Source organism: Varunaivibrio sulfuroxidans, assembly GCF_029318635.1.
In the GTDB taxonomy this organism is placed as follows: domain Bacteria; phylum Pseudomonadota; class Alphaproteobacteria; order Rhodospirillales; family Magnetovibrionaceae; genus Varunaivibrio; species Varunaivibrio sulfuroxidans.
Map to the genome: position 1 here is coordinate 94,942 of NZ_CP119676.1, position 25,151 is coordinate 120,092.

The window sequence follows — 25,151 nt, forward strand, 5'->3', positions numbered from 1 at the left end:
TTTTAATCGAGAAGGGTGCGCGATGACGGTTCCCCGTTCAGGTGCCCCGCGGCTCGTTCTGGCGTCGGCATCCCCGCGGCGCGTCGAACTGCTTCGGCAGGTCGGAATTACGCCTGCGCATATCGCGCCGGCGGACGTTGACGAAACGGCGAAAGCGAGCGAACTTCCCCATCAACTGGCGCGTCGTCTGGCCGAAGCCAAGGCGCGCGCGGTGGCCGCCCGCTATCCCGGCGCGGTGGTGCTGGGCGCCGACAGCGCCGTCGCCGTCGGACGGCGCATTTTGGGCAAACCCGATGACGAGGTCGCGGCGCGACGGTTCCTAGATCTTTTGTCGGGGCGACGTCACCGTGTTGTCGGCGGTATCGCGGTGATCGGGGCGGATGGGCGGATGTCCAGTAAAGTAATAACGACCGCGGTCGCCTTTAAGACCCTGGAGCCGGGCGAAATCGACGCCTATCTCGCCGGCGGCGAATGGCGCGGCAAGGCCGGCGGGTACGCCATTCAAGGGCGCGCCGCGCTGTTTGTGCGCAAGGTCGTCGGCTCGTACCCCAATGTCGTCGGCCTCGCCTTGTTCGAGGTAGCGAACATGCTGAAAAACCACGGCGTCGTACCCAATTTTCATGGGGGTGAGGCGGTCTGCTCCAATGCCGATCTATGACGTTTTCATCCATGCCCGCCTAGGTGAAATCCGAACCGTTTTGGCCGACGAACGGGGGCGCCTGATCCAGCTCGACATTGACCGGCCGCTCGGGGCGCGTAGCGTTTGCGGTGAAATTTTTGTCGGCCGGGTCACCAAGATCGCCGCCGCGATCGACGCGGCGTTCGTCGATATCGGAACCGGGCAGGCGGGTTATCTAGACCTCAAGGAAACGCGCCCGGGGGCAGGAAACGCGCCCGACGGCGCTTTGATCGAGGGGCAGCGAATGATCGTTCAGGCGGTGCGCGATCCGGTCGATGGTAAGGGCGCGAAATTGACCGCGCGACCGTCCCTGAGAGGGCGCTTCACGGCCTTGACCCCCGGTCGTCCCGGAATTGCATTTTCACCCGCCATCGCCAACAAGGGACAACGCGCGCGTCTGCGCGCGGTGATCGAAGGGGGGGATGAGCGCGGCGAGGATCCCGGCGTTAGCGTGCGGGACGAGGCGTCCGACGCCACGGGGGCGCAAATATCCGCCGACCTCGCAATCCTGCATAAAGGCTGGGCGGAGATTCTGCGTGATGCGCAAAAAGAGCCGGCGCCGCGCCGATTGCACCGTCCCACGCCGCCTTTTGCCGGAATATTGGAGGACCTGGACGCACACGAGATACGGCGCATCGTGTGCGATGATGGCGCGCTTTGTGAAATCTTGCACCAATTGTGCGCCCGGCGCTATCGAGGCGATGCCCCGGTCATCGAACGGTACGACGGTCCCTGCGCGCTGTTCGAGACCTTCGACCTGGATGAACGCGTCGCCAATGCCTGCGCCCTGCGGGTTGCGCTGCCTTCGGGCGGGCGACTGACGATCGAAGAAACCGCCGCATTGACCGTGATCGACGTTGACAGTGCGCGGGTGGCGCAGAAAGGCTCAAAAAATACTCGAAATCATGCGCTGAGCATCAATATCGAGGCCGCCCATGAGGCGGCGCGGCAAATCAGATTGCGCAATCTTTCGGGCCTGATCGTCATCGATATGTTGAAAATGTCAACCAAGGCCGACCGCCGGAACGTGCGCGACACCTTAATCCGCGCCCTGGAGTCGGACCCTAAAAAACCGCAGGTGTTGGGCTTTGGGCCGTCCGGCCTGCTGGAGCTCACCCGCCGCCGAACGCAGCCGCCGCTTTCGCATGTTCTTTATGGTCCTTGGCGCGCTCGTGTGGGGCAAGGCCGTACGCCGTCCGACGATACGGTGGCGATCGAGGCGCTCAATGGCGTTCTCGCTTACGTTGGGGCAAATCCGGGAAAAATCCCCGCCGTCTCCGCCCGCAGGGGGGTCGTTGATGCCTTGCGGGGAAGATTGCTTGCGGGTCTACGCGAATTGGAGGGGCGCCTGGGGCACGCGCTTGTATTGAAAGTCGTCGATGGCGAAAATAAAGACGCCTTTCGAATCGAAGAAACCGTGTTCACATCGGGTTGAAAAAACATGACTGACCGTAAAAAGAAATCTAGCGGCGATGTTGTCGCGCTGAGAGAAAATGCTCCCGGAAAAATGCAGAGGGGTCCACAGAGGTGTCCTATGTGCGGCGCAAAAACCGTGACGGCGCATCGGCCTTTCTGTTCCGAACGTTGTCGGATGCGGGACCTGGGGCGTTGGCTGAACGAAGAATACCGGGTCCCCGCCGATGCGCCCGTCGATGATGACGATTTCTCACCCCAAGAAAATTAATTTCCCTTTTTGGATGCTGGACAGCCCGGACGATATCTTTTATAAGCGCCTTCTTACCAACCGGTGGGGCCGATCGTTCCCCGCCGACGCCCTTTTTCGGGTCGTGCCCAGGTAGCTCAGTTGGTAGAGCAGCGGACTGAAAATCCGCGTGTCGGTGGTTCGAATCCGCCCCTGGGCACCATTATTTTCAATGCGTTATACATACTTTAACTTTGTGCGCGGTGTCGCCGTTTCTTGGCCTGTGGAATTTTTCACAAACCAGACTCATCAGATTAATAGGTCCTGGCCCTAGATCGCCCCAATGGCGCGTCACCCCTCCCATTATCCTGCCTTACTTTAAATAACGCGCATCCCCTTGCGCAGACGTTGGTCGGGCGTGGGACCGATGAGCCCAGGGCGGTCCAGTCGCTGGTCGGGGGGGGTGGTCACGGAATGGAAAAGTTCATATATTAGAAAAAGATGAATACTTGGCGGAATGTCCGCTTGTTTGCTTGGTCTTGGTGTCCCGCTTGATATTTTCGAGCCCGATGTCGCCGGGCGATCGAAGTACAGTTTGTAACGGGAGCCCTTGGTGGCAAGGGATTCCACAGTTTGGAAGAGAATTATGGCGACCATCGAACTCACCCAGGGCAACCTGGAAAGCACGATTAAGGACAATGATATTTTACTGATCGACTTCTGGGCCGGTTGGTGTGGTCCTTGTAAATCTTTCGCCCCGGTTTTCGAGGCGGCCTCCGAAAAACACCCCTCCGTGACGTTCGCCAAGTGCGACACCGAGGCGGAACAGATGGTGGCCTCTCAGTTTGGTATCCGTTCAATCCCCACATTGGCGATTTTTCGCGAACAGATATTGCTGTACAGCCAACCCGGCGCTTTGCCTGAATCGGCTCTGGAGGAGTTGATCGGCCAGGTGACGTCGCTGGACATGGAAGAGGTCCGCGCCAAGGTCGCCGAGGCGCAGGCGCAGGAAGCGGCGGGCGCGGGTCAAGATCAGGACGCATAATATTCCCGGGCGCATGTAATCCGCATGTAACCTTAAGTGGCGGTAAAATTGTCCCCCGCATACCGAACGTGCGGGGGCGGGCCGCCTTTTGGGCTTTTCGGGGAGAGCGCCCTGCGGACGGCTTTCGCGGGCCTCTGTGTTTTGAGGCGTCCGGGCTTAAGGCAGCGTGACGCTCCGACCGCTCTCGCCCACGGCGCAGGCCCAACCGAGGTCTTTTTGAATGCGCGCGCGCAGGGTCTCGGACGCCTCCGGGTTGCCGTGATTGACGTACGTCATCTTCGGCGCGGCGGGGCTGGTTTTCAGCCAGTCCATGATTTCCTCCTGGTCGGCATGGGCCGACAGCATCTGCAGGTTGTGGACCTCGGCTTGGATAGGAATTTGCCGTCCGTGAATTTTGACGCTGGTGGCGCCCTGGGTGATGGTGTCCCCGCGGGTTCCAGGAGCCTGGAACCCGGTGAAAAGGAGCGTGTTGCGTCTGTCCGGCGCCATGTGCTTGAGGTGGTGCAGAACCCGCCCACCGGTCGCCATGCCGCTGGCTGAGATCACAATCTTGGCCATGCGATCGTGGTCCAACGCGATCGACTGCTCCGGCGTGCGTGCGTAGCGGGCTTGGCTGCAAATGTCCTCGGCCTCGGTGGCGCTCAGGCGGTGCAGGGTGGGATGATGGCGGAAAATCTCCGAGGCGCTTATCGCCATCGGACTGTCCAGGAAAACGGGAATATCGGGAATGGAGCCGCGTTTTTTTAGGCGGTGAACCAGAGTTAATATGAGTTGCGCGCGACCCACGGCGAAGGCTGGAATGAGGACCGTTCCCCCGCGTTTCGCGGTGCGCGTGATAATATCGGCGACCGTCTTTTCCATATCCTGGTTGTCGTGGAGGCGGTTGCCGTAGGTCGATTCCACGATGAGGTAATCGCATTCGGGCAAAGGTTGGGGCGGGGTCATGACGAGATCGTTGGGCCGTCCCAAGTCGCCGGAACAAATAAGACTGCGCGGCGTTCCATCGAGTTTCTTCCAGCTTATTTTAGCCATGGCGGCGCCCAGGATGTGTCCGGCGGAAAGAAAGCGTACCTTGAGGCGTCCATTCAAGTCATAGAGCGTGTCGTAAGCGATGGGGTGGAACAGCCGCAGCGCCTTTTCGGCGTCGCGGCGGGTGTATAACGGCAGCGCCGGATGATGTTTGCTAAAGGCGTGGCGGTTGGCGAATTCGGCGTCTTTTTCTTGAAGCATGGCGCTGTCGGGCAACAAGATTTTGCATAATTCGGCGGTGCCTTGGGTGCTGACGATGGGCCCCTTGAAGCCGTTCTTGACGAACAGGGGCAGATATCCCGAATGATCAATGTGGGCATGGGTGAGGACGACGGCGTCAACATCCTTGGGCGAAATCGGCAAGGGCGCCCAATTTTTCAGGCGTAGCTCCTTCAGTCCCTGAAAAAGACCGCAATCGACGAGAACGGATTGTCCGTCTAGCGCCAGTAGCGTCTTGGATCCGGTAACGGTGCCGGCCCCTCCGAGAAATGTTATTTTCATTGGCTGAGCCTCACTATTTTCCCCTACACGGATCATCATAGCGCGCGGCGCGCCATAGCGCATTCGCCAACGGCTTATTTCGCAGTATTTTTTGACGCCTCTTCCTGTCTGGCGGGCGCGCTTTCTCCAGAGGGAACGGGGGGCGGGGCCTCATCGAAACCACAGGCTCTCAGTGCGGTTAACATATGAGGAGGGGGGTACGCCGTTATTGTTATGGGCGCGCGCGAAGGATACAGCGGGATGATAACCTGTCGGGCGTGCAGGTGCAGGGGGGCGGCATCGTCGCCCAACAGGCTGGCCCCGTAGACCTTATCGCCGACGATGGGGCTTCCGATGGCGCCGAGGTGGACGCGCAACTGATGGGTGCGCCCCGTGCGTGGCTTCAGTTCCAGCCACGCCAGACCCCCGGCGCGACCCAACACGCGCCAATCGGTAACGGCGGGTCTTGCATCGGGATCGTTCGGGGCGGCGGTCATTTTCCAGCCGCCCTTAGGGGTTAGCTTTTTGAGAGGAAGGTCGATCGTTCCCGACGTTTCCACTGGGGCGTTGCCAACGACCGCCCAATAGGTTTTTTCGATCCGGCCCTCGGCGAACAGCTTGCCGAGTTTGCGTAGCGCCTTGGTGTGGCGACCCAAAATCAGACAGCCGCTGGTGTCGCGATCGAGTCTGTGGGCGAGGGCGGGCGGTTTGGGAAGACCGAAACGCAACGGGTCGAAATGACGTTCCAGATTGTCGCCGCCTTTTGGTCCACCATGCACGGGAAGGCCGCTCGGCTTGTCGATGATGAGCATCAACGAATCGCGATACAGCAGGCGGGCGAGGAGATCGTCGGGTTTCATAAGGCGCAGGTATCGACCGCCGCGCCTCGTCCGTCAAGGTCCGATTTTCGTATCCGTCAACCCGATGGCCGGGTGGGATCCTCGCGCCACTTGATCGAACAGCCCATGGACGGGATTTGTTCCTTGGGGCCATGTCCCGTCTGGGCGACGTGGCGCATCGCCTCGAAAAGATCGCGGTGGGCGTCCGCGGGGGCGCTTTCCTTTTTGGAGCTGTCCAAGCGGCCCCGGTATTGCAGTTCGAGTGCGTCGTTAAAGCCGAAAAAATCGGGGGTGCAGACGGCGCCATAGGCCTTGGCGACCTCTTGCGTTTCGTCGAAAACATAGGGGAAAGTAAAACCAAAATGCCGGGCTACGCGTCCCATGTTGTCGAAGGAATCTTCCGGATAGTCGTGCGGATCGTTGGACATGATGGCGATCACGCCGATGTCCAGCGCCTGAAGATCCCGGCTGTCGCGAACGATGCGCTCAATGACCGCCTTGACGTAGGGGCAGTGGTTGCAGATGAACATCACCAGCGTTCCCCGCCCGCCGCGCACGCCGGCCAAGGTATGGGTTTTCCCATCGACGCCCGGTAAAGAAAAATCCGGCGCTTTCCAGCCAAAATCGCAAATTGGCGTGTTCAGGGAAACCATGTCGGCGTTCTCCTTTGCTGCTGATGTCGAGGCCGTTGATGATATGCGGCGAGAATTTTGATAACCGCGATCGCCCCGTCTGGCAAGGGGCGGGTCGCCTTAACGCGCCCTTAACGGCTCGCAGGGGATACTGTAGATGGGTTAGAGGCGATTTTTGCGCGCACCGCGCACCATGAAAAAAGTCTTCGTAAGAAGAATAAATAAATAAATAAAGGTGGCATCGATGACGGCAATATTCTCAAGTCCGAAACCTTTGGCGTGGCGCGCCGCGTTTTTAGGCGCCGCCGTGGTTTTTTCGTTGGGGGCCTGTTCGTCGCCGTCAAGCGTGTACCCGACCACCTTGCCGGCGCAAGTTGCGGCTTTTTTGGCGGTTGAGGGGACCAGCGTCATCCTGACCGATAAAACCATCGGCGACCATATCGTTTCTCATTACAGTGGGAAAAATTGCTCGTCGGTGCGTCTGGAGCAAGGCCGTACGTATTGCGTCGAGGATGAGGCGAACCCGGTCGCCGACGTGTATTGCTATCGCACGCTCGGCAATGTGACGTGTTACAAGAACCCCGATCCTTCCCAGGATCCTTCCGCGCGGGTCCGTTCCGAAGATTAATAGGTCCTGGCCCTAGCGCAATCCCATCGTTTTTCGGGCGGCGTCATTTGGTCATCGACCATGGCAGGAGAGAGACGCGACATGTTATAGTCGGGTCGTTTTTTTGTCGCGATTCATATGTAAAAGAGGCCCCATGCGCCGTCTGTTTATCGCTATCGCCCTGCTTGTCGCCATTTCCGGGTTGGCCCTTTGGCTTTTGCTGCGCGGCCATGGGGAGGATCCTCAGACCTTACTTTCCATGAAAAAAAGTCAGCACACCGAAGCCTTGCGCGTATCGGCGGAAAGGGGCGATGAAAAAGCGATGGTGCTTCTCGGCGACGCCTACCTAAACGGCGACGGTGTCCCCAAAGCGCCCGACAGGGCGATGGATTGGTACAAAAAGGCGGCGGACAAGGGCGATGTCCAAGCCGCCTACGATATGGCTGTTTTGTATGAGCGTGGGCTTGGCGTGACCCAGGATTATTATGCCGCGGCGAAGTGGTACCGTCTGGCGGCGACCTTCGGCAAGAGCGTTCCTGCGCAATTCGCCCTCGGCCGATTGTATTTTACCGGTCGGGGGGTAGAGAACGATTTTAGCAAGGCGCTTAAATATTACCGTATGGCCGCGGCGCGAGGACACGCGGGCGCGCAATATTTGTTGGGGGCGATGTACGAGGAAGGTTGGGGACTTAAGGTCGATTTGGTCCAGGCTTATTATTGGTACACCCTGGCGGCCCGCCACGCCGATCAGGCGTTGGCGATCAATCCGAAATACGATCCACGCTCGGCCTTGAAAAGAATTCGTGTTGAAATGAGTAAATATCAAATCGGCGTTGGGGAAAAAATGCTTCGCGACCAGGCGATTTCGGCGCAATGAGGTCGTTTCTTGGGTTTCATCCCCGGCGAATAGTTCTCTGCGGTCAGTCCGTTGCGTGTCGGTCCGCCGCTTGCGGCAAACGAATTCTGACCAGCCCCTTGAAATCATTGGGATCTATGGCCACGCCCTTGCGGGTGAGTTCCAGGCTGCCGTTGCGCGCGAGATACAAGGCCTGTTGGCGCACCGCCGTCAGGTAACGCCGCCAAGCGTCCGGACCGTCCTTGGGCTTGGCGCGCGCCTTGGCGATCGCCTTGGCGACGTCCTGGAACGTCGGTGTTGCGCCGCCGGCCAGCATATCGATAATCGTTTGGGCGACGGGGTCCAAGGGAGGTTTTTCGGTATTACTGGGCATGATGTGCGTCGATTAATTCCGTTTGGCGCAAGGGCGCGTGTATGATGGCCTTGTCTATCACGACCCGGGGGACGCGTCGATCATCAATCGGTTGGGGAAATAAAAAGAGCGGTCTATAAAACGGTGTCGGACGCGCAGGTCGGATTTTTTGATAAGTGGTGCACATGAATACGTACGATGCGGGCCATCCCCCAACATCAATTCTTCACGGTGGCGACCTTCGAGAAGCGGAAAACCGCTTTGGGCGACCCTCCGACGGTTGGATCGATATGTCCACGGGGATAAATCCATGGGCCTACGCCTTCGACGCCCCGAACGACGATGTTTGGCGACGGCTTCCCGACGCGGGCGCCCATAACGATCTGATACAGGCCGCTCGGCAATATTACGGCGTCGATATGTCCCGGGCGCGGGAAATTTCCTTGATCGCCGCGCCTGGGACTCAGGCGCTGATTCAGTGGTTGGCGCGGCTACGTCCGGTTGGGCGGGTTGGCGTCGTCTCGCCGACTTATGGCGAACACGCGCTGGTCTGGCGGCGCGCCGGTCATCGCGTCGATCTTTTGAATATCCCCGAGGACGGCCTTGACGATTGCGCCGTCATTGTCGTCGTCAATCCGAATAATCCCGATGGCCGGGTGTGGGCGGTGGAACGTTTGGCGGCGCTGGGAGAAGCGTTGAGCGCGCAGGGAAGGTGGCTAATTGTCGATGAAGCCTTTGCCGACATGACGCCTGAATGCAGCATTATCGGGCGACACGATCACCGCGGGGTGATCGTGCTGCGCTCGTTCGGAAAATTTTTTGGCTTGGCGGGACTTCGTCTGGGCTTCGCCGTGGCGGGCCGTCCCATTTGCACCGGACTGTCGGAGGCTTTGGGGCCATGGCATATTTCAGGGCCGGCGTTGGCGATTGGGCGTCAGGCCCTATCCGATACGCGTTGGATCGCCGATACCCGCGCCCGGCTGAAGGACAGCGCCCTGCGCCTGGATGCGATTTTGGGCGCTGCGGGGCTTGTCCCCGTCGGCGGCACGGACCTGTTTCGCCTGGCGCGGGTTCCTCAGGTTGCGCGCGTTCCCCAAGCATCCTCCGTTTTCGCGGCCTTGGCGCGGGCGGGAATCTTGGTGCGTCGCTTCGACGACCATGGCGACTGGTTGCGCTTTGGGCTGCCGGGCGCACCGGGGCAATGGTCCCGTTTCGAGAAAGCCCTACACGCGGCGCTGTTCTAATTGGCGCGCCGGTTCATTGCGGCAGTGAGGGGTGGGTTACAGTTCGATCAGGTCGCCATTGCGCGTGCACGTCGGTTCGGCCAGCTCGACGAAGGCTTCGGTGATGCTTTCGGGCGACTTGACCGTTTTTGGGTCTTCGCCGGGCATCGCCTCGATGCGCATTGTCGTACGGGTGGCCCCCGGGTTGATCAAGTTGGTGCGTACGGTGCTTTTTTCCATTTCCTGGGCATAGGTCCGCGCCATCATCTCCAGGCCCGCCTTGCTCACGGCATAGGCGCTCCAGAACGCACGCGGTTGATGGCCTACCGTGCTGGTGACGAAAATGGCGCGCCCGGCGTCCGATTGGCGAAGCAGGGGGTCGAGGCTGCGCAGAAGGCGCCAATTGGCGGTTAGGTTGACCTTAAGAACATCGTCCCACTCGTCCGGTTTCATGTGCCCCATTGGGGTCAGGGTTCCCAGCATGCCCGCGTTTCCGACCAGAATGTCGAGTTTTTTCCAACGTCCATGGATAGCCTCGCCGAGGCGGTCGATGGCGGGAAAGTCCGTGATGTCGAAGGGCGCCAGGGTCGCCGAACCGCCGACGGCGGCGATGGCGTCGTCAAGCTCCTCAAGGGCTCCGGTGGTCCGCGCGCAGGCGATCACGTGGGCGCCTTCTTGGGCATAGCGCAGGGCGACGGCGCGTCCGATTCCCCTGGATGCTCCGGTCACCACGGCGACGCGACCGTCCAGGCGTTTGTTTTGTGTGGTCATCGTTTAAACCTTTTCCGCCAGCAGCGAAAGCTGTTGGGGTTCCGTCAAGTTGTTGTGATCGACAAGGGGGATGGCGTAGTCGCCGGTAAAGCAGGCGTCGCAATACTGCGGGCAATCGGCGTCGCGCTTTTCCTCGCCCAACGCGCGGTAAAGGCCATCGTGGCTGATGAAGGCCAGGGTATCGACTCCGATGTGGGCGGCCATTTGCGCTATTGAATATTTATGCGCCATCAACTGGTCCTGATCGGGTGTGTCGATGCCGTAATAGCACGGATGGGTCGTCGGCGGACTGGAGATACGCATGTGGATTTCCTTGGCCCCGGCGGCCCGCATCATCTCGACGATCTTCACCGACGTGGTGCCGCGCACGATCGAATCGTCAACCAAGACCACGCGCTTGCCCTTGACGTGGGCGGTGTTGGCGTTGTGCTTTAATTTGACGCCCAGATGGCGGATATGATCGCCCGGTTGAATGAACGTTCGCCCGACGTAGTGGTTGCGGATGATCCCCAATTCGAACGGAATCCCCGATTGGCGGGCATAGCCGATGGCGGCGGGCACCCCAGAATCGGGAACCGGCACGACCATGTCGGCCTCGACATGACTTTCGCGGGCGAGTTCGGCGCCGATTTCCTTGCGCACGCCATATACGCTGCGTCCATCCATGACGCTGTCGGGACGGGCGAAGTAGATGTGTTCGAAGATGCAAAAACGGGATTTTTGCGGTGGGAACGGTTTTATGCTTTTGAGGCCATCTTCGCTGATAACGACGATTTCACCGGGCTCGACGTCGCGTACGTAATCGGCGCCGATGATGTCCAGGGCGCAGGTTTCCGAGGCCATCACCCAGGCGTCGCCGACCCGCCCCAGAACGAGAGGGCGCACCCCCAACGGGTCGCGTACCCCGATCAACTTGCGTCGGGTCAGGGCGACCAGGGAATACGCGCCCTGAACCCGATTTAGGGCGTCGGTCAAACGGTCGAGGACTTTGCGATAGTGGCTGGTGGCGATGAGATGAAGGAAAGTTTCGGTGTCGCTGGTGGACTGAAAGATGCACCCGTTTTCGACCAATTCGTGACGGCAGGTGTGGGCGTTGGTTAGGTTGCCGTTATGAGCGATGGCGAAACCGCCGAAAACGAGGTCGGCGAACAGCGGCTGGACATTGCGCAGCAGGGTCCCACCCGAGGTGGAATAACGCACGTGCCCGACCGCGAGCGTGCCGGGCAGTTGGTTGATGACGTCCTCGGAGTTGAAATTGTCGCCGACGACGCCAAGTGCGCGATGGCTGTGGAAGTGGGTTTCATCATAGCTGACGATGCCGGCGGCTTCCTGGCCGCGGTGCTGAAGGGCGTGTAACCCCAGGGCCGTCAGCGCCGCCGCATTGGGGTGATTGTAGACCCCGAAGACACCGCATTCGTCGTGAAAATGGTCATCGTCGAGGGAAGCGTCGGCACGGGACGAAGGGACGACGGGAGGCGGTGCGGCGTGGGTCATGGCTTCGGTTCTCGATATCATCGTTATTGATTGTTGTCGAACAGACGGTCCATTTCACTACGCGAGCGGGCGCCGTATCCAACGGGATCCTTGTTCGCGCCGGAATTTTTCGGTGTGGGGGTAATGGCGTCTTTAAGAATTTTTTGGGCGTCGAGTAGTTTTTGGGTTTTCTCACGCAGGTTGTTCGCGGCGTCGCCGCCGGTTTTTGCGGCCTGAGCGGCGCTTTTCGGCAGTACGCCCTTAAGCACCCGGGCGCCGGTTTCGATGACCGGCATCGCGCGCGCGGCAAGCAGCCACGTGGGCCAATTTTGCTTCATTTTACCGGTTTGAATGGTCGTGGCGCCCGGCCCGGCGATAACGACCGGCGTTTCGCGGGGAAGCGCCCAATTCAATGCGATGTACGCCAAAACGACCAAAAGCGCGCCACGCAAAATACCGAACAAAAATCCCAATGCGCGATCAAGCGCGCCTAGTGCGCTGCCCTTGACCCGCGATGAAAGAATGCGGGTAATCAAGGATAGGACGACCAGCGTCAAAATGAAGATCGCCGCTCCGGCGACCAAATCGGCGAAGATTTGCGCCGGGATCAGGCTTCGCGCGTAGGGTTTGACGAACGGCGCGCCGTAAATCGTGGCGACGACGGCCCCGATCCAGGCGCCGATGGACAGGACCTCGTGAACCGCCCCACGCGCATAGGCCAACAGCGCGGATAAAAGTATGACGCCGACGACGGCGATATCGACGACATTGAAAGGTAATTTATCCATGGGCGCGTCCGTTGCGATCCGGTGTTGGGCCGCTCGGGCGCCGGGGTGGCGCGTCGAATAGAGCCAACAGATCCTGAAGGTGTGCGATTTCGGTTGTTTTTAATCCAGTTTCCCCATCTTTCCTATTTTTTTCCGCAGACCGTGCGCGGCGTTTGGGGACAATGGCATGAACAAACCCCAATTTTGCGGCCTCCTTGAGCCGGGCTTGGGCGTGGGAGACGGCGCGGATTTCTCCGGACAGGCCGATTTCTCCGAAAATGACGGTTTTTTCCGGCACCGGCGCGCCGCTCAAGCTCGAAGCCAGGGCGGCGGCCACCGCGAGGTCCGCCGCCGGCTCGTTGATTTTAAGGCCGCCCGCGATGTTTAGGTAGACGTCATTGCCCGCCAGCGCCAGTCCACAGCGCGATTCCATCACCGCCATGATCATCGCCAAGCGGGCGCTGTCCCAGCCGACGACGGCGCGCCGGGGCGTCGCTAGCGCCGATGGAGACAGAAGCGATTGAATTTCGACGAGCATCGGTCGGGTGCCCTCGATCCCGGCGAAAATGGCGCCGCCGCTGACCGAGCTGTCGTGCTCGCCGAGGAACAAGGCGGACGGATTGGGGACCTCGCCGAGGCCCTTGTCCGACATTTCGAAAACGCCGATTTCGTCGGTTGCGCCGAAACGGTTCTTGACGCCCCGCAAAATTCTGAACTGATGGCTACGTTCGCCCTCGAAATAGAGTACGGCATCGACCATGTGCTCGACCACGCGGGGACCGGCGATCTGGCCGTCCTTGGTGACATGACCGACCAGGACGACGCAAAACCCCCGGCGTTTGGCGAGGCGGACCAGTTCCTGGGCGCAGGTGCGTACCTGTGAAACCGTGCCGGGGGCCGACTCTATGGAATCGATATACATGGTCTGGATCGAATCGATAACCACCAGATCGAACGGCGCGCCTTGATCCAGGGTGGTGACGATATCGCGCACCGATGTCGCGGCGGCCAGGGAAACGGGAGACTTCGCCAAGCCTAGGCGCGCCGCGCGCAGGCGCAGTTGGTCGATCGCCTCTTCGCCGGAAATATAGGCGCAGCGCGCCCCCCCGGCCGCCATTTTCGCCGTGACCTGAAGCAACAGTGTCGATTTTCCGATTCCCGGGTCGCCGCCGACAAGCAACGCCGACGCCGCCACCAGGCCGCCCCCGGCGACGCGATCGAATTCCTCGATCCCGGTTTTTTTGCGCGCGGTGACGGTGCGCTCTCCCTCCAGGGGGACGAAGGTGATGGTCCGCCCCTTGCGCGCGCTCAGCCCCTTGGGCGTGCTTTCGGGCAGAGCCTCCTCGCTGATCGAATTCCAAGCGCCGCAGCTTTCGCAGCGGCCCGCCCATTTGGCGGTGACGGCGGCGCATTGCTGACAGACGAAACGGGCGGTTTTCGTGGCCAAGGCAGGCATCCTTCGGTGAAAAATCAGGCGGCGCGGCGCGCTATGGACGTCTTGTTCATGGCGCTCAGGCCTTCGCGGTCATTATGATGGGGCCTTCGGCGCGGCCGTGGATGAACTGATCGACATAGGGGTTGCCCGAATTGTCGATTTCCGACACCGGACCCGCCCAGATGATTTTACCTTGGTAAAGCATCGCGACGCGATCGGCGATTTTGCGCACGCTGGCCATGTCGTGGGTGATCGACAGTGCGCTGGCGCCCGTCTCGCGGGTGATCTTGACGATCAAGTTGTTGATGACATCGGCCATGATCGGATCGAGGCCGGTGGTCGGCTCGTCGAAAAAAATAATCTCGGGGTCGGCGGCGATGGCGCGCGCCAGTCCGACGCGTTTTTGCATCCCGCCGGACAGTTCGGCGGGATACAGGCTCGCCACGTCCGCCTCCAGGCCGACTTGGGCAAGTTTTTCGACGGCGATGTCGCGGGCTTGGGACCGGGTGGCCTTTTTTTCCGCCAGAATCTTGAAAGTCACGTTTTCCCATACCGGCAGGGAATCGAACAGGGCCGCGCCCTGGAACAGCATGCCGAATTTGCGGTTGATGCGGGCGCGTACGTCGTTGGAAACGTCGATGGCGCTTTCGCCGTCAACCTCGATCGCGCCGCCGTCGGGGGTGAGCAGACCGAGCACCGATTTCAACATGACCGATTTTCCTGTGCCCGAGCCGCCGATGACGACCACCGATTCGCCTTTGGCGACATCCAGGTCGATGCCGTCCAGAACAACCTTGCGACCGAAGGCCTTGCGGACATCGCGGAGTCGAATTTTCGGGGTGTGGTTGGTCATTTGGTGAAAAACACCACGGTTAGGATGTAATCGAAACAAAGGATCAGGATGCTGGCGCTGACCACGGCGTTGGTCGTCGCCGCGCCGACGCCTTGCGCCCCGCCCTTGGAGTTATAGCCATGATAGCAGCCCATCAGGGAAACCGTGAACCCGAATACCGCGGCCTTGACCAATCCCGAATTGACATCCTCGGCGGTAAGGAAATTCCACGTATTTTGCAGGTAGTTGGACGGATTGAAGCCAAGCTTATAAACCGCCACCAGATAACCGCCGAAGACCCCGATGATGTCGGCGATCAGCACCAGGATCGGGAACATGGTGACGCCCGCGATCAGGCGTGGCGCGACCAGGTATTTCATCGGTTCGGTGGACAGAGTGCTCAGGGCGTCGATTTGTTCGGTGACCCGCATGGTGCCGATTTCGGCGGCCAGCGACGCCCCGATGCGCCCCGCCACCATTAGGCCCGCGAGGACCGGTCCCAGTTCGCGGGTGATCGACAGCACGACGACGTTGGCGATCGCCCCCTCGGCGGAAAAACGCGAAAACCCGGTATAGCTCTGCAGCGCCAGAACCATCCCGGCGAAGACGGCGGTCAGACCGACGACGGGTAGGGAAAAATAACCGATATCGACCATCTGGCGCACGACTTGGCGGGGATAAAACGGTGCGCGCACACAATGGCCGACGCCGGAGGCGGCGAACGTGCTTAGCCGCCCCGTGGCGTGCAAGAAGGCGATGAACATGCGTCCGATGGGCTGTAAAAAATTCATGCGTCGGCGCCTCTCGCGTGCGCGGAGGCGGGTCCGAATGCGTGTGCGCCGCCCTTCTCGATATAGACGCGGTGGAAGCGCGATCCTAGCCCGGTTAAAATTTCATAGCCGATCGTGCCGGCTTGGTGGGCGACGGCGTCAACCGGGTTGTGCGGCCCGATCAAATCCACCAGCGCGCCGGGGTGGAGCAGCGCGGGGGGAACCCGGGTCACATCGATGGTGATCAAATCCATAGAGACGCGTCCTACGACCGTTACGGCATGATCGCCCAGGTAGGCGGTCGCGCCATTACTGAGGGATCGAGGATAGCCATCCGCATAACCCACGCCAACGGTCGCGATACGGCTGCCTATCGATGGTTCGACCGTCGCACCATAGCCAACGCTCAAAGGGGTGTCAATTGTACGGATTTGTAGGATTTTCCCTTGCAAGCGAACGACTTGAGCCATCGGGTTGGGGGCATGGGGGGTCGGATTGACGCCGTATAGGGCCGCTCCCGGGCGGACGAAATCGAAATGATAACGCGAACCTAAGAAGACCCCCGAGGAATTGGCGAGCGACGCCGCCGGTCGCCTATCGACGCCGTGGCTGTGGGAGGGCGCGCGACCGAGGGCGTCCAGGGCGGCCCCAAACGTCGCCAACTGACGGACGTTCAAGGGATGATCCGGCTCATCCGCGCAGGCGAGGTGGCTGATCACGGCGCGCACGTCAATCCCGTCAAGCGCCGTGGGATCGTCGATCAGGGCTTGTGTTTCGGCAGGGGAAAACCCCAGGCGCGACATCCCGGTGTCGAGATGGATCATAGCGGGGTAAGGACTTTCCAAGCGCCGCGCAAAGGCGCGCCACGCCGCGACGGAACCGGGATCGTTGAGGACCGGGATCAGGTCGTGCTCGGCGAAGACGCTTTCGCACTTCGCCATCAGGCCGTTAAGCACGGCGATTTCGACGTCCCGGCCCAAGGTTTGGCGCAGCGCCACCGCCTCGTCGAGGTGGGCGACGAAAAAAAGCCGGCATCCGGCGGCTTTCAACGCCGGGGCGATGCGCCGAGCGTCCAGGCCATAGGCCGCCGCCTTGACCACCGCCGCCGCCTGGCAGGTGGGGCCGACGGTATCGCGATACAGGCGCCAATTGTCCGCCAGGGCGTCCAGATCGACGCTTAAAACGGCGCACGCGCGATCGTAATCGCTGGGGCTCATGGCGCTGGTCATTTGGGGATTATTCCTGAAAATGTTGACGATCGAGATCGCCGAAGCGGGTGAACTGCCCCTGGAACATTAAGGTCACGTCGCCGATCGGGCCATGGCGTTGTTTGGCGACGATCACCTGGGCCAGATTGCGCACCCGGTCCATGGCCTCTTCCCATTTGGCTTCGCGGTCGGCGAACTTCGCTCCGTCGTCGTCGGCGCGCTGGGCGGGTTTCTTGCGTTCCAGATAATATTCTTCGCGGTAAATGAACATCACCACGTCGGCGTCTTGTTCGATGGAACCCGACTCGCGCAGATCGGACAACTGCGGACGCGGCGGATCGCGGCTTTCCACCGCGCGCGAGAGCTGCGACAGGGCGATCACGGGAACCCCCAATTCCTTGGCCAAGGTTTTCAGGCCGCGGGTGATTTCCGACACCTCGTTGACGCGGCCATCGTTTTTGCCCGGCGGCGGAGAGATCAATTGTAGGTAATCGACCACGATCAGGCCCAGATTGTGTTGGCGTTTTAAACGCCTGGCGCGGGTTCTTAGGGCGCTGACCGTGAGCGCCGGGGTATCGTCAATGAAAATCGGGATGCGGTGCAATTCCTGGCTGGCGACCACCAGGCGGGTGAATTCCTCGTTCGCCAGTTCGCCCTTGCGCATTTTGTCCGACGATATTTCGGTTTGTTCGGAAAGGATGCGCGCGGCCAACTGTTCGGCGGACATTTCCAACGAAAAGAAACCGACCACGGCGCCTTCCTCGCCGCCCGAACGAAAGTGCGAGTAGGCCGCGTTGTAGGCGATGTTGGTGACCAGGGCGGTCTTTCCCATCGAGGGACGACCGGCCAGGATCAGAAGATCGGACGGGTGCAAACCGCCCAGCATTTGGTCGAGATCGCGCAGGCCCGTCGTTACCCCGGCCAGCGCGCCTTCGCGCTTGTGGGCGACCTCGGCCATGTGGACCGCTTCGATGATCGAGGTCTTGAAATCCTGGAAACCACCTTCGTATTCGCCCTGCGTCGCCAGATTGAACAGATGCTGTTCGGCGCTTTCGATTTGTTGATTGGCGGGTTTGTCGATATCCGGGCTATAGGCGTCGTTGACGATGTCCTCGCCCAGCGCAATCATTTCGCGCTTCAGGTAAAGATCGAAAACGATGCGCCCGTATTCCCCGGCGTTGATGATGGTCACCGCCGCGCCGGCCAGTTCGGCGAGGTACTGCGCGCCGCCGACCTTGGACAGGGCGTCGGTCTGGCTGAAGAAACTTTTCAAGGTGACAGGATCGGCGATCTGTCCCCGTTCGATCAGCCGCGTGCAGGCGTCGTAAATCAGACAATTGGCCGGGTCGGAAAAATGTTCGGCGCGCAGGAACTCGGAAACCTTTTCATGGGCGCGATTGTTGGTCAGGATCGCGCCCAAAAGCGCTTTTTCGGCGTCCGGGTTGTGCGGTGGCGTGCGGTACGCCGGGGCCGTGGGCGCGAGTTCGGGAACGCCGAGGGCGGCGGCGAGGCGATCTTCCTCAAGTGGTGGGTTTGTGGTCATGAAATCGAGGGTACATCAAATCGACGGAAAGCACCTCTATTAACCGATTGGGGGACGGTTGTGAATTGCCTTAAACCCGGGGATATGTTCGCCGCGCCGATATACTTTCGAACCCTCGATGCGAGGCGGTTCCGTCGGCTTTCGTTCAGGCCACTCTGTGGGGAAGGCGCCCGTTTGCGTCATTACGATGTTCCCGTTCGGTGATGTAGGTGCGGGTCAAGGGGGTCGCCGTGATCTCCTTGCCGATTTGAATTTGGAAAACGACGTGTCTGAGGCGTCGAAAAGCCATTTCGCTGAGCGCCAGATAAAATTCCCACATGCGGAAAAAGCGGGCGTCGTAAAGCTCCTCGGCGCGCGCGCGGTTGGCGGTGAAACGGGCGCGCCAGGCCTTCAGGGTTTCGGCGTAATGCAGGCGCAGGATTTCGATATCCAGGATGTTGAGGTTCGCCCTTTCGACCGCTCGCGCAACCTCGGACAGGGACGGATTATAGCCGCCGGGGAAGATGTATTTACGAATCCACGGATTGGTTCCGCTCGGTCCATCCATCCTGCCTATGGTGTGCAGCAGGAAGACCCCGTCGTCCTTCAGAAGGTCCCCCATTTTTTGGAAAAAGCGGACGTAATGATCAACGCCGACGTGTTCGAACATCCCCACCGAGACGATCCGGTCATATTTCCCCTCGACCGTACGGTAATCGCGAAGATCGAAGTGCACGCGCGCATCCAGTCCCGCCTTTTCGGCGCGCGTTCGCGCATAACCCAACTGCTCCGTAGATAGTGTGACGCCATCGACCCGGGCGCCGCTCTGGCGCGCGATATCCAAGGCGAGCCCCCCCCACCCCGAGCCGACATCGAGAACGCGGTGGGTTTCCTTCAGAAGGAGTTTGGCCTCGATATGACGTTTTTTCTTTTCCTGGGCCTCGTCCAGGGTCTCCGCGCCGGTTTCGAAATAGGCGCAGGAATATTGCCGGTCGGCATCGAGGAACAGGTCGTAGAGGGTCGCCGAAAGATCGTAGTGGTGAGCGACATTGCGCCGCGCCCGACCGGGAGGGTTGAGTTGATGCAAGCGCCGCAGGGCGAAACGGACCGCCCCCGCTATCCGGGTAAAGGGGACAAAACCGTCCCGCAACGCCATGTTGGCGCCGATAAAATCGAGAAAATCGTATATGCCTTGCCCCCCTTCGATCGTCAGGCGACCGTCGGTATAGGCTTCGCCGAGGGCAAGCTCCGGGTTCAGGAATAGAGCGTAAGCGACGCGGCGGTCATGGAGGCGGATCGTTCTGTGCGGTCCGACATAGGCGCCTTCGAAAACATGGATTTTCCCTCTCCAATCAATGACGCGCAGCGTGCCGACCTGGATCAATTGTCGTAACAATAAGGACAAGAGCTTCACTGTAAACCCTCCGTGCTTATAGGTGATTAGGGTCAGAACCTGTTAATCTGAAGCGTCTGACGGAGATGAATTTAAGTGTGGGTTAGGCGGAGAACCCGCCGCAATGGCGCTCATTGTAAAGGTTTTACAACGATATCCGCGCTTAAATTCATTCCGTCCCGCGGGGATTTGTGAAAAATGCCCCAGGAACGTCGTCGAAGACTTTTGAAAGTGAACGGCACTTCCGGCAAGTCTTCTCCTAGTGGATCGACTCCGACGTTTCGCCCCCGCGAACCATCGGGCCGACCACTATCTATCTTTTTGTTGCAGTTTGATTTCTTCACACATTTGTGTCCAATTGCATCGGACTCAAATGTTAAATTCAAACCACTAGGTCTGTGACATTTTACACAAACCAGACGCTTCAGATTAATAGGCCCTGACCCTAGTGGGTCGAGAAGGGGCCACATCCGGGTGTGGCGTCAAGGCGCCATCATCAAAGGAACGTCATTGCCCAAAATACCGGAAAAAGTGGGCCAAGAAGGATCGTGGCGTCCCAAGGGTGGAAATAGTACTCGAAAATGCGCGTTTTTGAAAATACGCTGAGGGAATTGCCGCCATGCGCGCGTAAAAATGCCGGCGGCGCGCCCCTTTCGGGAGCGCGCCGCCAAAACGATCGCGTAAAAACAGCGTAAGATTAAGATGAAGACGGCGAGAGGCCGTTATTCGTCTTTCTCTATGTCCGCTTCGATGTTCTCGACTTCACCGAAGTCTTCTTCGGCGTCCTGTGAGGGGACCTCGAAGACATCTTCGTCCGACGGGGTGTCTTCTTCGAGGGCTCCGTGATCTTGCCCGACCAAGGCCGCGCCGGTTTTTGCTTGAATTTCCGCCTCGTCCAGGGTGCGTGCGACATTGGCGCGGACCACGACCGACACTTCGGGGTGCAGATCGACGCGAACGTCGAACAGTCCCAAGGTCTTGATCGGGGTATTCAAGGCGACTTGGGTGCGGGCGATGGTGAACCCGGCCTCGCTTACCGAGGTGGCGATATCGCGCGCATTGACCGAGCCGTACAACTGCCCGCTTTCGCCGGCCTGACGGATCAACACGACCGTCAGTCCCTGCATTTTTTCGGAAACCGCCGCCGCTTCTTCGCGAAGTTTTAGATTTTCGGCCTCAAGCTGAGCCCGTTGATCGTCGAAGCGTTTCATATTGTCTGCGTTTGCGCGCAGCGCCTTGTTCCTCGGCAGAAGAAAATTGCGGGCGTAGCCGGGTTTCACGTTGACCACGTCGCCCATCTGACCGAGCTTTTCAATTCGTTCTAACAGAATGACTTCCATCACTCACACCTCCTGGCCGTTCTTGGGGTCCGCGAAACGTTCGCGTAGACCGGCCCACTGTTCAATCATACCAATTCCGGTGACCACCATGGAAAACCATCCGGAAAACACCAACACCACATAAAGTAGCGCCAACAAGACCCCCCGAAACGCCACACGGCGCATCAAGGAATGGATAACCGCAAGACCCAAGAAAAAGAACGCTACCGACAAAAGCAATACGATTTGCCTGCCGGCGTATTCTATTTCTCCGCTCCCGATCAAGGCCCCGACCGCGGCCAAAATCAAAGGCCAGGAAAACCAACCGGGCAAAATAAGGTCCCGATAGGCCGGTGAGGGCCGAATACTTTTTCCTCCGCGCGCCAGCAAGGCCTGTGCGGCGGCGGCGTTCACCGACACCAAAACGATCCAGCCTCCCCCGAGGAGTCCGGGGAAAAATGCCGCAAGATGCGAGACAAAGCGCGCTCTCGCCGCAGCGTCCTGGTTGGGTGCGATCTCCTGGAAACGGAAGTCAAGATACACCTTCACGGCGTTGGAAAAGGTATCTTGAACCCAGTGTCCATAAAGACCGAACCCGAGTAGGGCGACGACGCCGATCACGCACAACCAGGCGAGAATTTCTCCCGCCTTAATCCACCGCACGGCGCCGTTGCACTTTACCCTGCTCAGGGCCAACTTCACCGTGATTCCGGCGGGCAGGGCGTGAAAAAGCACGTAAACCCCCGCCGCGTAGGGACCGCCGATGACCGTGATCAAGCCCAAACCGACCACCGCGGCGATGCTCAACGCGCCTATTCCGTATCCCAAGCCCGCCAGCATGAGGGGCAGGGGGCCAAAGAAGGCGAGAAACAAGGCGTTGAAGGTTCCCCCCGAAAGGGAAGCCAGTGTGATCATGGCGCTGACCACACCGGCCACCAAGGCGTAAATTTTATCCTTGGTCACCTGAATCTCCTGGCTTGAGCCTTAAGTTCCGCCATCCTGACGTCGGTGATGGCGGCCCTGAAGCTCTTTTTATTGCACGATATAAGGCATCAGCGCCAAATAGCGCGACCGTTTGATGGCCTTCGCCAGTTCACGCTGCTTTTTCGCCGAAACGGCGGTAATCCGGCTGGGGACGATTTTGCCCCGCTCGGAGGTATAGCGCGACAACAACTTGACGTCGCGAAAATCGATCTTGGGGGCGCCGGGACCGGCGAAGGGGCAGCTTTTGCGGCCCCGGAAAAAAGGACGACGGCTCATTACTCTGCTCCGTTTCTGGCGTTGTCGCTACGCTGAGGGCGGTCGCCACGATCCGGGCGGTCGCCACGATCCGGGCGGTCGCCACGATCCGGGCGGTCGCCACGATCGCCACGGCGGGGGCGTTCGTCACGAGGTTTTTGCATCATGACCGACGGCTCCATATCGATCTCGTCGATGCGGATTGTCAGGTGACGCAGAAGATCCTCGTTGATGCCCATCTGGCGTTCCATTTCGTGGATCGCGGCAGCCGGCGCGTCGATGGTCAACTGGATATAGTGACCCTTGCGGTTTTTCTTGATTTTGTACGCCAGGGCGCGCAGGCCCCAGTATTCCCGTTTGGCGATCTTGCCGCCATTATCTTCGATCACCTTGGAGAAGGCGTCACCCAGGGCTTCCGTCTGTTGGACGGATAGGTCCTGGCGCGCGATGAACACGCTTTCGTAAAAAGCCATAGTTTCTCTCCCTATGGATTGTCTCAGTCCGGCTCATCCGGACATAGCTGCACCACGCGGCGCAGCAAGGAGCTCAAGGGCGCGCACTATACATCATTATTCCGCAGGCGCAAGGCCTCGTCTCCGTTCTCGCGGGCGCATCGGGTGGCGGTCGTTGTCGCCCCGAACCGTGCGAGGGGTCGCCCCGAACCGTGCGAGGGGTCGCCCCGAACCGTGCGAGGGCTTGACAGAAAAAAGAGACAGTGTATCCCTCGCTCAATCGCAAGACGCCACGTTAGACCAAGACGCCACGTTAGACATGGATGGATTAAGGAAAATCGCCGATGACCCGCGCATTCGTATTCCCCGGACAAGGCGCACAGAGCGTCGGCATGGGGCGGGCGCTTTATGACGCTTTCGCCTCGGCGCGCGCCGTTTACGAAGAAGTCGATGACGCCTTGGGGCAAAACCTCAGCGCTCTTATTTTTGAAGGGCCGAACGATGAACTGACCCTGACGCAAAATGCACAGCCCGCTCTGATGACGGTTTCGATGGCCGCGATGGCGGTGTTGCGCGAGGGCGGGATCGATATCGCGACGCACGGCGCTTTCGTCGCCGGACATTCGCTCGGCGAGTACACCGCCCTGTGCGCGGCGGGGACCTTCACGCTTGCCGACACGGCCCGGCTTTTAAGAACGCGCGGGCGGGCGATGCAAGAGGCCGTTCCCGTCGGCGCGGGGGCGATGGCGGCCCTACTGGGGCTGGATTGGCAAAGCGCGCGCGCGGTGGCCGAGGAAGCCGCCCAAGGCGACGTCTGCGCGGCGGCGAACGACAATGCCGACGGTCAGGCGGTGATCAGTGGGACGGCCGCCGCGGTGGACCGCGCCATCGAAATCGCCAAGGCGCGGGGCGCTAAAAAATGCGTGCTGCTTCCCGTCAGCGCACCTTTTCATTGCGCCTTGATGCAACCGGCCGCCGAGGTCATGGCCGAGGCGCTAGCCGATGTCGAGATGCGTGCGCCGTCGGCGCCCCTGATCGCCAACGTCAGCGCCCGATCCGCCGTGGATGCGGATGAAATTCGCGATCTTCTGGTCCGCCAGGTGACAGGAGCGGTCCGCTGGCGCGAAAGCATCCTGGCCATGAAGGCGGCGGGCGTCGATACCCTTCTGGAGGTCGGTGCGGGTAAGGTGCTGTCGGGATTGGCCCGTAGGATCGACCGCGATTTGGCGTGCGTCACTCTCAACGGTCCCGAGGACATCGAGGCGTTTGCGGCGACATTGTAGACATTGTAATAGAGAATAACGTTAAAGAAAGACGTTCGCGGCCTTCGGTCGGGCGAGAGAGGAAAAAAGATGTTTGATTTGACAGGCAAGAGGGCATTGGTGACGGGGGCCTCGGGTGGAATCGGGGGCGCCATCGCGCGGGTCTTGCGTCGCCAGGGCGCGTTGGTGGCGCTTTCGGGCACGCGCATAGAACCATTGCAGGCGCTCCGTGACGCGTTGGGGGACGGCGCGTTCGTCACCCCGGCCAATTTAAGCCAGGGCGACGCGCCCGCCCAACTGTACGCCGACGCCGTGGCGGCGATGGGCGGGGTTGACATTCTCATCAATAATGCTGGTTTGACCCGCGATGGTTTGGCGGTGCGGATGAAGGACGAAGACTGGCAATCCGTTTTGGACGTCAATCTGACGGCGGCATTCCGTTTGACGCGGGCGTGTTTGAAGGGGATGATGAAAGCGCGCTGGGGACGCATCGTGTCGATGAGTTCCGTCGTCGGCGTGACCGGAAACGCGGGGCAGGCCAATTACGCAGCATCGAAAGCGGGGCTGATCGGGATGAGTAAATCCTTGGCCCAGGAAGTGGCGTCGCGCGGGATTACGGTCAATTGCGTCGCTCCTGGATTTATCGCGACGGCGATGACCGACGCCTTGAATGATGCGCAAAAAGCGGCGATCGACGCGCAAATTCCCGTCGGACGCATGGGGACCCCGGAGGAAATCGCCGCGGGCGTTCTGTATTTGGCCAGTGAGGAGGCGGCTTATGTCACCGGCCAGACACTGCATATCAACGGCGCGCTTGCCATGATTTGACGGAGACCCGGCGAAGATGTGATCGTGGACCGCGGCTAACGCGGGAGGGGAGGCTTCCCCGCACGGCGCTCATAAAGCCGGGTTATGAGCGCTGGTCATGGAAAAAAAAGTATGATAGGAAACGAGACTTTCCGCCCGCCCGTGGCGAGACAGAGACGGTGCGCATTGTTGGAAATCCGTGGTAAAACGGGGTCCGACAAGAAGATATGCAACTGGATAAACAAACTTCGATTCGAGGAATAAGAATTATGAGTGACGTCGCCGATCGCGTTAAAAAGATCGTCTTGGACCATCTTGGTGTTGACGAAGCGAAGGTCGTTGAAAACGCCAGCTTCATTGACGACCTGGGCGCCGACAGCCTTGATACCGTCGAATTGGTGATGGCCTTCGAAGAAGAGTTCGGGTGCGAAATCCCCGACGATGCCGCCGAAAAAATTCTGACGATTAAAGACGCCATCGACTTTATTTCGGCCAACACCTGATCGTGATGACCCCG

General features: G+C 60.0%; 27 protein-coding genes and 1 tRNA gene. 11 read left to right on the plus strand and 17 right to left on the minus strand.

Annotated elements, in window-relative coordinates; all coding sequences use genetic code 11:
- Positions 1-22: 22 nt before the first annotated feature.
- From P3M64_RS00430 to P3M64_RS00450, 5 genes are all read left to right on the plus strand, one after another.
- On the plus strand, positions 23-658 hold the full coding sequence (locus P3M64_RS00430; RefSeq protein WP_132940130.1) for a Maf family protein: 636 nt from the start codon (positions 23-25) through the stop codon (positions 656-658).
- Positions 645-2,114, plus strand: a complete 1,470-nt coding sequence (locus P3M64_RS00435; RefSeq protein ID WP_165886412.1) for a ribonuclease E/G — start codon at positions 645-647, stop codon at positions 2,112-2,114. The genes P3M64_RS00430 and P3M64_RS00435 overlap by 14 nt, the downstream gene beginning before the upstream one ends.
- A 99-nt stretch (positions 2,115-2,213) precedes the next feature.
- Positions 2,214-2,363, plus strand: coding sequence for a DNA gyrase inhibitor YacG (locus tag P3M64_RS00440; protein ID WP_243644888.1), 150 nt, complete (start codon positions 2,214-2,216; stop codon positions 2,361-2,363).
- 105 nt (positions 2,364-2,468) lie between these two features.
- Positions 2,469-2,544, plus strand: a tRNA-Phe gene (locus tag P3M64_RS00445).
- Positions 2,545-2,967: 423 nt separating this feature from the next.
- Entirely contained in the window at positions 2,968-3,366 is a 399-nt protein-coding gene (locus P3M64_RS00450; RefSeq protein ID WP_132940128.1) for a thioredoxin family protein, read from the plus strand.
- A gap of 156 nt (positions 3,367-3,522) precedes the next feature.
- Here the strand turns inward: P3M64_RS00450 and P3M64_RS00455 are convergent, their stop codons facing one another.
- The 3 genes from P3M64_RS00455 to P3M64_RS00465 all read right to left on the minus strand — a co-directional run bounded on the left by P3M64_RS00455 (position 3,523) and on the right by P3M64_RS00465 (position 6,367).
- Complete coding sequence (locus P3M64_RS00455; protein WP_132940127.1) at positions 3,523-4,896, minus strand: MBL fold metallo-hydrolase RNA specificity domain-containing protein; 1,374 nt, start codon at positions 4,894-4,896, stop codon at positions 3,523-3,525.
- A gap of 74 nt (positions 4,897-4,970) precedes the next feature.
- Complete coding sequence (locus tag P3M64_RS00460; protein WP_132940126.1) at positions 4,971-5,735, minus strand: RluA family pseudouridine synthase; 765 nt, start codon at positions 5,733-5,735, stop codon at positions 4,971-4,973.
- A 56-nt stretch (positions 5,736-5,791) separates the two neighbouring features.
- Positions 5,792-6,367 carry a thioredoxin family protein gene (locus tag P3M64_RS00465; protein ID WP_132940125.1) on the minus strand — a complete coding sequence of 192 codons (576 nt, stop codon included), beginning with the start codon at positions 6,365-6,367 and terminating at the stop codon, positions 5,792-5,794.
- Positions 6,368-6,590: 223 nt separating this feature from the next.
- Between P3M64_RS00465 and P3M64_RS00470 the strand changes: the two genes are divergently transcribed.
- Both P3M64_RS00470 and P3M64_RS00475 read left to right on the plus strand, forming a co-directional pair.
- A complete protein-coding gene (locus P3M64_RS00470; protein ID WP_132940124.1) occupies positions 6,591-6,974 on the plus strand; it encodes a hypothetical protein in 384 nt (127 codons plus the stop codon).
- A 133-nt stretch (positions 6,975-7,107) separates the two neighbouring features.
- Positions 7,108-7,830, plus strand: coding sequence for a tetratricopeptide repeat protein (locus P3M64_RS00475; protein ID WP_132940123.1), 723 nt, complete (start codon positions 7,108-7,110; stop codon positions 7,828-7,830).
- Between the two features lie 43 nt (positions 7,831-7,873).
- Here the strand turns inward: P3M64_RS00475 and P3M64_RS00480 are convergent, their stop codons facing one another.
- On the minus strand, positions 7,874-8,182 hold the full coding sequence (locus tag P3M64_RS00480) for a DUF3253 domain-containing protein (protein WP_132940122.1): 309 nt from the start codon (positions 8,180-8,182) through the stop codon (positions 7,874-7,876).
- Between the two features lie 164 nt (positions 8,183-8,346).
- On the opposite strand from P3M64_RS00480, the gene cobD reads away from it, so the two are divergent.
- Positions 8,347-9,405, plus strand: a complete 1,059-nt coding sequence (gene cobD, locus P3M64_RS00485) for a threonine-phosphate decarboxylase CobD (RefSeq protein WP_132940121.1) — start codon at positions 8,347-8,349, stop codon at positions 9,403-9,405.
- Between the two features lie 36 nt (positions 9,406-9,441).
- Here the strand turns inward: cobD and P3M64_RS00490 are convergent, their stop codons facing one another.
- The 13 genes from P3M64_RS00490 to rpsF all read right to left on the minus strand — a co-directional run bounded on the left by P3M64_RS00490 (position 9,442) and on the right by rpsF (position 22,586).
- A complete protein-coding gene (locus P3M64_RS00490) occupies positions 9,442-10,155 on the minus strand; it encodes an SDR family NAD(P)-dependent oxidoreductase (RefSeq protein WP_132940120.1) in 714 nt (237 codons plus the stop codon).
- Positions 10,156-10,158: 3 nt separating this feature from the next.
- A complete protein-coding gene (purF, locus tag P3M64_RS00495) occupies positions 10,159-11,649 on the minus strand; it encodes an amidophosphoribosyltransferase (protein ID WP_132940119.1) in 1,491 nt (496 codons plus the stop codon).
- A 23-nt stretch (positions 11,650-11,672) separates the two neighbouring features.
- Positions 11,673-12,416 carry a CvpA family protein gene (locus tag P3M64_RS00500; RefSeq protein ID WP_132940118.1) on the minus strand — a complete coding sequence of 248 codons (744 nt, stop codon included), beginning with the start codon at positions 12,414-12,416 and terminating at the stop codon, positions 11,673-11,675.
- Positions 12,409-13,842: a DNA repair protein RadA gene (gene radA / locus P3M64_RS00505; protein ID WP_207893219.1), complete on the minus strand. Its 1,434-nt coding sequence runs from the start codon at positions 13,840-13,842 to the stop codon at positions 12,409-12,411. The genes P3M64_RS00500 and radA overlap by 8 nt, the downstream gene beginning before the upstream one ends.
- 64 nt (positions 13,843-13,906) lie before the next feature.
- A complete protein-coding gene (locus tag P3M64_RS00510) occupies positions 13,907-14,683 on the minus strand; it encodes an ABC transporter ATP-binding protein (protein ID WP_132940116.1) in 777 nt (258 codons plus the stop codon).
- Entirely contained in the window at positions 14,680-15,453 is a 774-nt protein-coding gene (locus tag P3M64_RS00515; protein ID WP_132940115.1) for an MlaE family ABC transporter permease, read from the minus strand. The genes P3M64_RS00510 and P3M64_RS00515 overlap by 4 nt, the downstream gene beginning before the upstream one ends.
- Positions 15,450-16,661: an alanine racemase gene (gene alr, locus P3M64_RS00520; protein ID WP_132940114.1), complete on the minus strand. Its 1,212-nt coding sequence runs from the start codon at positions 16,659-16,661 to the stop codon at positions 15,450-15,452. Before alr ends, P3M64_RS00515 begins: the two co-directional genes overlap by 4 nt.
- 7 nt (positions 16,662-16,668) lie before the next feature.
- A complete protein-coding gene (locus P3M64_RS00525) occupies positions 16,669-18,183 on the minus strand; it encodes a replicative DNA helicase (protein ID WP_132940113.1) in 1,515 nt (504 codons plus the stop codon).
- 145 nt (positions 18,184-18,328) lie between these two features.
- On the minus strand, positions 18,329-19,576 hold the full coding sequence (locus P3M64_RS00530) for an SAM-dependent methyltransferase (protein WP_207893218.1): 1,248 nt from the start codon (positions 19,574-19,576) through the stop codon (positions 18,329-18,331).
- 701 nt (positions 19,577-20,277) lie between these two features.
- A complete protein-coding gene (gene rplI / locus P3M64_RS00535) occupies positions 20,278-20,895 on the minus strand; it encodes a 50S ribosomal protein L9 (protein ID WP_132940141.1) in 618 nt (205 codons plus the stop codon).
- A gap of 3 nt (positions 20,896-20,898) precedes the next feature.
- Positions 20,899-21,837 (minus strand): DUF2232 domain-containing protein, encoded by a 939-nt coding sequence (locus P3M64_RS00540; protein WP_132940112.1) that lies wholly within the window; start codon positions 21,835-21,837, stop codon positions 20,899-20,901.
- A gap of 69 nt (positions 21,838-21,906) precedes the next feature.
- Positions 21,907-22,134 (minus strand): 30S ribosomal protein S18, encoded by a 228-nt coding sequence (rpsR, locus tag P3M64_RS00545; protein ID WP_132940111.1) that lies wholly within the window; start codon positions 22,132-22,134, stop codon positions 21,907-21,909.
- The gene (gene rpsF, locus P3M64_RS00550; protein ID WP_132940110.1) at positions 22,134-22,586 is read right to left on the minus strand and encodes a 30S ribosomal protein S6; all 453 of its coding nucleotides are present in this window, start codon (positions 22,584-22,586) and stop codon (positions 22,134-22,136) included. Before rpsF ends, rpsR begins: the two co-directional genes overlap by 1 nt.
- Before the next feature lie 323 nt (positions 22,587-22,909).
- Here rpsF and fabD point away from each other — a divergent pair, with 323 nt between their 5' ends.
- From fabD to P3M64_RS00565, 3 genes are all read left to right on the plus strand, one after another.
- Positions 22,910-23,848 (plus strand): ACP S-malonyltransferase, encoded by a 939-nt coding sequence (gene fabD, locus P3M64_RS00555; protein WP_132940109.1) that lies wholly within the window; start codon positions 22,910-22,912, stop codon positions 23,846-23,848.
- Between the two features lie 69 nt (positions 23,849-23,917).
- Positions 23,918-24,655 (plus strand): 3-oxoacyl-[acyl-carrier-protein] reductase, encoded by a 738-nt coding sequence (gene fabG / locus P3M64_RS00560; RefSeq protein WP_132940108.1) that lies wholly within the window; start codon positions 23,918-23,920, stop codon positions 24,653-24,655.
- 248 nt (positions 24,656-24,903) lie between these two features.
- Positions 24,904-25,137, plus strand: a complete 234-nt coding sequence (locus tag P3M64_RS00565; protein ID WP_132940107.1) for an acyl carrier protein — start codon at positions 24,904-24,906, stop codon at positions 25,135-25,137.
- The last annotated feature ends 14 nt before the right edge of the window (positions 25,138-25,151 follow it).

Bases quoted from the DNA above. Each gene is read 5' to 3' on its own strand.
- fabG (WP_132940108.1), top strand. From the start codon at position 23,918: ATGTTTGATTTGACAGGCAAGAGGGCATTGGTGACGGGGGCCTCGGGT.
- cobD (WP_132940121.1), top strand. From the start codon at position 8,347: ATGAATACGTACGATGCGGGCCATCCCCCAACATCAATTCTTCACGGT.
- P3M64_RS00455 (WP_132940127.1), bottom strand. From the start codon at position 4,896: ATGAAAATAACATTTCTCGGAGGGGCCGGCACCGTTACCGGATCCAAG.
- fabD (WP_132940109.1), top strand. From the start codon at position 22,910: ATGACCCGCGCATTCGTATTCCCCGGACAAGGCGCACAGAGCGTCGGC.
- P3M64_RS00490 (WP_132940120.1), bottom strand. From the start codon at position 10,155: ATGACCACACAAAACAAACGCCTGGACGGTCGCGTCGCCGTGGTGACC.
- P3M64_RS00440 (WP_243644888.1), top strand. From the start codon at position 2,214: ATGTGCGGCGCAAAAACCGTGACGGCGCATCGGCCTTTCTGTTCCGAA.
- P3M64_RS00470 (WP_132940124.1), top strand. From the start codon at position 6,591: ATGACGGCAATATTCTCAAGTCCGAAACCTTTGGCGTGGCGCGCCGCG.
- P3M64_RS00475 (WP_132940123.1), top strand. From the start codon at position 7,108: ATGCGCCGTCTGTTTATCGCTATCGCCCTGCTTGTCGCCATTTCCGGG.
- P3M64_RS00435 (WP_165886412.1), top strand. From the start codon at position 645: ATGCCGATCTATGACGTTTTCATCCATGCCCGCCTAGGTGAAATCCGA.
- purF (WP_132940119.1), bottom strand. From the start codon at position 11,649: ATGACCCACGCCGCACCGCCTCCCGTCGTCCCTTCGTCCCGTGCCGAC.
- P3M64_RS00510 (WP_132940116.1), bottom strand. From the start codon at position 14,683: ATGACCAACCACACCCCGAAAATTCGACTCCGCGATGTCCGCAAGGCC.
- P3M64_RS00460 (WP_132940126.1), bottom strand. From the start codon at position 5,735: ATGAAACCCGACGATCTCCTCGCCCGCCTGCTGTATCGCGATTCGTTG.
- rplI (WP_132940141.1), bottom strand. From the start codon at position 20,895: ATGGAAGTCATTCTGTTAGAACGAATTGAAAAGCTCGGTCAGATGGGC.
- P3M64_RS00515 (WP_132940115.1), bottom strand. From the start codon at position 15,453: ATGAATTTTTTACAGCCCATCGGACGCATGTTCATCGCCTTCTTGCAC.
- P3M64_RS00465 (WP_132940125.1), bottom strand. From the start codon at position 6,367: ATGGTTTCCCTGAACACGCCAATTTGCGATTTTGGCTGGAAAGCGCCG.
- P3M64_RS00480 (WP_132940122.1), bottom strand. From the start codon at position 8,182: ATGCCCAGTAATACCGAAAAACCTCCCTTGGACCCCGTCGCCCAAACG.
- rpsF (WP_132940110.1), bottom strand. From the start codon at position 22,586: ATGGCTTTTTACGAAAGCGTGTTCATCGCGCGCCAGGACCTATCCGTC.
- rpsR (WP_132940111.1), bottom strand. From the start codon at position 22,134: ATGAGCCGTCGTCCTTTTTTCCGGGGCCGCAAAAGCTGCCCCTTCGCC.
- alr (WP_132940114.1), bottom strand. From the start codon at position 16,661: ATGACCAGCGCCATGAGCCCCAGCGATTACGATCGCGCGTGCGCCGTT.
- P3M64_RS00450 (WP_132940128.1), top strand. From the start codon at position 2,968: ATGGCGACCATCGAACTCACCCAGGGCAACCTGGAAAGCACGATTAAG.
- P3M64_RS00565 (WP_132940107.1), top strand. From the start codon at position 24,904: ATGAGTGACGTCGCCGATCGCGTTAAAAAGATCGTCTTGGACCATCTT.
- P3M64_RS00500 (WP_132940118.1), bottom strand. From the start codon at position 12,416: ATGGATAAATTACCTTTCAATGTCGTCGATATCGCCGTCGTCGGCGTC.
- P3M64_RS00430 (WP_132940130.1), top strand. From the start codon at position 23: ATGACGGTTCCCCGTTCAGGTGCCCCGCGGCTCGTTCTGGCGTCGGCA.
- P3M64_RS00525 (WP_132940113.1), bottom strand. From the start codon at position 18,183: ATGACCACAAACCCACCACTTGAGGAAGATCGCCTCGCCGCCGCCCTC.